The sequence below is a fragment of the Mesorhizobium sp. M7A.F.Ca.US.014.04.1.1 genome (assembly GCF_003998745.1).
Classification (GTDB): Bacteria; Pseudomonadota; Alphaproteobacteria; order Rhizobiales; family Rhizobiaceae; genus Mesorhizobium; species Mesorhizobium ciceri.
The window spans coordinates 1-5618 of record NZ_RZRW01000006.1 but is presented as its reverse complement, the minus strand read 5'-3'; the positions used below and the strand labels follow the sequence as shown (position 1 = coordinate 5618).

Here is a 5618-nt window from a genome sequence, read left to right as displayed (position 1 = left end):
GCGGCCTCATCCAGACCATGGCGGAATCGATGCTGGTGTTTGCGCCGCACGCCAATTCCTGGCGGCGCTTCGTCTCGCAATCCTATGCGCCGGTGGCACCGACATGGGGCGTCAACAACCGATCGGTGGCGCTGCGTGTGCCGGCCGGCGACGCCAAGAACCGGCGCATCGAGCACCGGCCGTCGGGCGTCGACGCCAACCCCTATCTGATCGCCGCAACCGTGCTCGCCGGCATCATCAAGGGCATGGATGAAGGGCTCGATCCGGGGCCCGAAACGACCGGCAACGGCTATGAGGCAGCGGTCACGCGCACAACCATGCCTGTCGACTGGCGCGCCGCGATCGAATCGGCCCGGGCGTCCAGCTTCCTGAAGAACGCGCTCGGCGAGGACCTGCACCGGACCTTCGTGGCGATCAAACAGTCCGAATACCTGCGCGTGGCACGCACGGTCAGCGAACTGGATTACCACCTCTATCTGCACGAAGTCTGAGGGCCGGGCGGGCGATCACTTTTTCGCCGTTTCCATCAAATGAGGTGGCATAAGGGCGGATAAGAACATATCATGAACAGATGAGCGCACTCACCGTCCGTGAAAAACTGGCTGTCCTCTCCGATGCCGCCAAATACGATGCGTCCTGCGCCTCGTCGGGTGCGGCGAAAAAGGACTCGCTGGAATCAGGCGGCATCGGCTCCACCGAGGGCATGGGCATCTGCCATTCCTACGCGCCGGACGGCCGCTGCATTTCGCTGCTGAAAATCCTGCTGACCAATTTCTGCATCTATGATTGCAGCTACTGCATCAACCGATCGTCGTCCAATGTGCGGCGCGCCCGCTTTGGCATCGACGAGGTGGTGAAGCTGACCATGGATTTCTACCGGCGCAACTACATAGAAGGCCTGTTCCTGTCCTCGGGTGTCGTTCGCTCGCCGGACGAGACCATGGGCGAGATGGTCGAGGTGGCGCGCCGGCTGCGCCTGGAGGAGAAATTCTCCGGCTACATCCATTTGAAGACCATCCCGGAAAGCTCGGCCGAACTGGTCGAGCAGGCCGGTCTCTATGCCGACCGGCTGTCGATCAATGTCGAACTGCCGACCGACGAGGGTGTGAAGCGGCTGGCGCCCGAGAAGAAGCCGGAGACAATCCGGCTTTCCATGGCCAGGCTGCGCCAGAAGATGGAGGAGAAGGCCGAGCCGACTTTGAAGACCAAAAAGCGCGAACGCTTTGCGCCGGGCGGCCAGTCGACGCAGATGATCATCGGCGCCGACAAGACATCCGACGACGGCATATTGCACACGAGCGCCCGGCTCTATGGCAGCTACCATCTGCGGCGGGTCTATTACTCGGCCTTCAGTCCGATTCCGGATTCGTCGTCGTCGCTGCCCCTGCAGAAGCCGCCGCTGATGCGTGAGCACCGGCTTTATCAGGCCGACTGGCTGATGCGGTTTACGGCTTTTCGCAACCGGAAATCCTCGCCGGCAGCAGCGACGGCATGCTCGAGCTCGCCATCGACCCGAAGCTGGGCTGGGCACTGCGCAACCGGGGGCAGTTTCCCGTCGACATCAATCGCGCCGACCGCGAAGCGCTGCTGCGGGTGCCGGGTCTCGGCACCAAGGTGGTGGCGAAGATTTTGGAGACGCGCCGGCACCGGCGCATGCGGCTCGAGGATGTCGGGCGGTTCTGCCAGTCGATCGCCAAGCTCAGGCCCTTCATCATCGCCGAAGGCTGGTCGCCTGGTGCGCTGACCGACAAGGCCGGCCTGCGCGACAGGATCGTCCACTCCTGCGAACAATTATCGTTGTTCTGATCATGCGGCCGGCGGAACTCGATCTCGCCAGATACAGAGTTCGGCTCGACAGCGAGACGGATTTTGCCGGCTGGCGTGACGCGGCACGGCGGCTGGCCTTGAATGAGGTCAGGCCCGAGGACGTCGACTGGCATGTCGCGCCAGGCTCTGATCAGGCACAATTGCCTGAAGTGCCTGCGGGCGCGCAACTCGTCGTGCCGCGCGACTTCCTCGGGCATGCCGAAACGGCGTTCTGCCATTCCGATCCCGGCCGGTTTGCCTTTCTCTACCGAATGCTGTGGCGATTGCGCGACGAAGCTAAACTGCTGGAAATCGCGTCGGATTCCGACACCAGGCGGCTCGAGGCCATGGAGAAGGCGGTGCGGCGCGACAGCCACAAGATGCACGCCTTCGTACGTTTCCGGAAAATCGGCGACGGTGCCGATGAGCGCTATGTCGCCTGGTTCGAGCCGGATCATTTCATCGTCGAGCGCAACGCCGATTTCTTCGTCAGACGTTTCACCGGCATGCGCTGGACGATCCTGACCCCTTATGCCTCTGCCGACTGGGATGGCGAAAGGCTGGCGATCGGGCCGGGCGCGGCCAAGGGCGATGCGCCTGATCAGGACGATACCGAGGCGCTCTGGCGCACCTATTTCGAGAACATCTTCAACCCGGCGCGATTGAAGGTGAAAACCATGCAGAAGGAGATGCCGAAGAAATATTGGCGGAACCTTCCCGAGGCCTCGCTCATTCCAGACATGATCGCAGGAGCGGACAAGGCCGCCAAGGACATGATTGCGAAGATGCCGACAACACCCGCGCCGCACCACGCAAAGGTGCAGGCACGGCATTGGCCGAAGCAGCCCGTCGAAGCACCGGAAGATGATGCAAGCACGATTCCGGAATTGCGCGAGGCAGCGAAAGGCTGCCGCCGCTGCCCGCTGTGGCGCGACGCGACGCAGACCGTCTTCGGTGAAGGCCCTGACAATGCCAAGGTGATCTTCGTCGGCGAACAGCCGGGGGATCAGGAGGACCTCGCCGGCAAACCTTTCGTGGGTCCGGCCGGCAAGGTGTTCGATGCGATCCTGGACGATGCCGGTGTCGACCGGCAAAAGGTCTATGTCACCAACGCGGTCAAGCACTTCAAGTTCGAGCCGCGCGGCAAGCGCCGCATCCACTCCAAACCGAATTCCGGTGAGATTCAGGCCTGCCGCTGGTGGATCGACCAAGAATTCGAGCTGATCAAGCCGAACCTCGCCGTGGCACTCGGCGCGACAGCGGCGATGTCGCTGCTCGGCAAGGCGATTCCGGTGACAAAGATGCGCGGACAAGTGATCGAGCGCGAGGACGGATTGCGCGTGTTCATCACCATCCATCCCTCCTTCATCCTGCGCATCCGCGAACCCGCGGACAAGGAGGCTGAACGCGAACGGTTCCTGCAGGACATGAAGCTGGTGAAGCGGCTGATGGCCGCCTGATTGTCTGTTTTGCGCGATTCCGGACAGAAAACCTTCCTGGAATTGCTGCGGCTACCTGATCAGAATTGCCCTGAGATCGTTGACATTCGTACCGGTCGGGCCGGGTACGAAGAGATCGTCAACCGCGTTGAAGGCCGTCCAGGCATTGTTGCCGGCAAGCATAGCCTTGGCGTCCACCCCGGCAGCGCGCATGCGCGACACGGTCGAAGCATCGGCAAAGGCACCGGCATTGTTTTCCGAACCGTCGATGCCGTCAGTGTCGGCGGCCAGCGCATTGATACCGTCGACGCCATTGATGCCGATGGCGAAGGCGAGCAGGAATTCCGAATTGCGGCCGCCCTTGCCTTTTGCGCGCAGCGTCACGGTTGTCTCGCCGCCCGACAGGATCAGCACCGGCTTCGAGAAAGGCCTGTTGCGCGTCGCCACTTCACGCGCGATCGCGGCGTGGACACCGCCAACCTCGCGCGCTTCGCCTTCGATGGCATCGGAGAGGATAACCGCCTCGACGCCTTGCCGTTTCGCTTCCGTAGCGGCGGCTTCCAGCGATACCCCGGCCGAAGCGATCAGATGCACCTCGTTGCGCAAAAAGCGCTCGTCATCCGGGCTTGGCGCATCGGCGGCCGGCGAATTGATATGCGCCATCACCGAGGCCGGCAGTTTCATGCCATAGGCCGATATCGAGGCCAGCGCGTCGGCGCGGCTGCCTGTATCCGGTACGGTTGGGCCGGAGGCGACCATTGCCGGATTATCGCCGGGAATATCGGAGACGATCAGCGACACCACCCTGGCCGGCCATGCGGCCGCCGCCAGCCTGCCGCCCTTGATGGTGGAAAGGTGCTTGCGGATAGTGTTCATCGCCGCGATCGGCGCACCCGAGGCGAGCAGCGCCTCATTGACGGCGATCTCGTCGGCCAGCGTCAAGCTGCCGGCCGGCGACGGCAACAGCGCCGAGCCGCCGCCGGAAATCAGCGCCACCACCAGATCGTCCGCCGTCAGCCCTTGCACCTTCGCCAGCAGCCGGCGCGAGGCTTCAAGGCCGGCATCGTCCGGCACCGGGTGCGCCGCCTCGATGATCTCGATGCGCTCGCAGGTCGCGCCATAGCCATAGCGGGTGACGACCAGCCCTTCGATGGGGGCGTCCCACACTTTCTCGAAGGCTGCCGCCATTTGCGCCGAGCCTTTGCCCGCGCCGATGACGATGGTACGGCCCTTGGGCTTGGCCGGCAGATGATCCCTGATGGTTCGTTCCGGATCGGCGGCGGCGACGGCGGCGTTGAAGATAGAGACGAGGAACGATTTGGGGTCGAGCACGGTCATTCGGCTTCCCGAGGCAATGCCAAGCCGCGCTTGTCGACGCCCAAATGATCGCACAGCGCATCGACGACGACGCCGTGATCCTCGCGCTCCGGCAGTCCGGAAACGGCGATGACGCCAATGACGCCGGTGCCCTTGGCGTTCACCGGAAAGCCACCGCCGGCCAGCACGTAGTCGGCAATATCCAGCCCTTCACCAATCTTGAAGGTGCGGTCGGGGCGCTGCTGTTCCAACACCATGCGATAGGTGCTTCTCAGGAACCGTTTGACCACATTGATCTTGCGCCGCGCCCAGTCGGGATTGGAAGCGTTCGAGCCCGGCAGCGCGGCGTAGAACAGCGGCCGGTCCCACAGCCTGATGTCGACTATGATGGGTAGATCTTCGGCGATTGCACGATCGCGAATGGCGGAGCCGATTTTGAAAGCGACGGCCTCGTCAAAGGTCGCGAAGACAAGGGTCTCTTCCTGTCTCTTGATCAGAGCGATGTCGTCAGCAACGGCCATTTTCTTTCTCCGAAATCGTCACACGTCGTGTGTACGACAAGCTCCGCTCGGTCAAGCTTCCGTGGCGTGGCCACCTTCTCCCGAGGGGAGAAGAGACGAGCACGGGCCTCGGCTTCCTCCTCTCCCCTCGGGGAGAGGCCGGATTGCCCCGAATTGCCTTCGCAATTCGGTTGGCAATCCGGGTGAGGGGGCCTTACCCCGCGCTCATGTCAGCCTTGGCTGGCCGCCCCGCCACATAAACTTCGCGGACGGAGCGGTCGTCGCCCAGCGTCTGCAGGAGAAAGAGTTCCTGCGCCAGCGTCTCGACCGTCTCCATCCTGAGTCGCATTCCCGGCGTTGCCCTGGCGTCCAGCACGACGATGTCGGCGTCGGTGCCCGCGTCCAGCGTGCCTATCTTTTCCACCACCGACAGCGCCTCGGCATTGCCGCGCGTCGTCTGCCAGAAGGACTGGAACGGGTTGAGCTTTTCGCCATTCAGCGCGATCACCTTGTAGCCTTCGTCCATGGTGCGCAGCATGGACGAAGGCTACAAGGT

The 5618-nt window shown here is 63.1% G+C and carries 3 protein-coding genes and 3 pseudogenes; 3 read left to right on the top strand and 3 right to left on the bottom strand.

What is annotated here, in order from left to right; translation table 11 throughout:
* The 3 genes and pseudogenes from EOA22_RS00950 to EOA22_RS00940 form a co-directional block, all read left to right on the top strand.
* Positions 1-491 (top strand): annotated as a pseudogene (locus EOA22_RS00950) (glutamine synthetase); the annotation flags it as partial.
* 80 nt (positions 492-571) lie between these two features.
* A pseudogene (locus EOA22_RS00945) lies at positions 572-1806 on the top strand (putative DNA modification/repair radical SAM protein).
* A 2-nt stretch (positions 1807-1808) separates the two neighbouring features.
* Positions 1809-3266, top strand: a complete 1458-nt coding sequence (locus EOA22_RS00940; RefSeq protein WP_063169829.1) for a UdgX family uracil-DNA binding protein — start codon at positions 1809-1811, stop codon at positions 3264-3266.
* Between the two features lie 51 nt (positions 3267-3317).
* Here EOA22_RS00940 and EOA22_RS00935 read toward each other — a convergent pair whose 3' ends face one another.
* From EOA22_RS00935 to EOA22_RS00925, 3 genes and pseudogenes are all read right to left on the bottom strand, one after another.
* Complete coding sequence (locus EOA22_RS00935; RefSeq protein ID WP_063169828.1) at positions 3318-4583, bottom strand: glycerate kinase; 1266 nt, start codon at positions 4581-4583, stop codon at positions 3318-3320.
* A complete protein-coding gene (locus tag EOA22_RS00930; RefSeq protein ID WP_063169827.1) occupies positions 4580-5083 on the bottom strand; it encodes a heme-degrading domain-containing protein in 504 nt (167 codons plus the stop codon). The genes EOA22_RS00935 and EOA22_RS00930 overlap by 4 nt, the downstream gene beginning before the upstream one ends.
* Positions 5084-5276: 193 nt before the next feature.
* Positions 5277-5603 (bottom strand): annotated as a pseudogene (locus tag EOA22_RS00925) (amidohydrolase family protein); the annotation flags it as partial.
* Positions 5604-5618 lie beyond the last annotated feature (15 nt).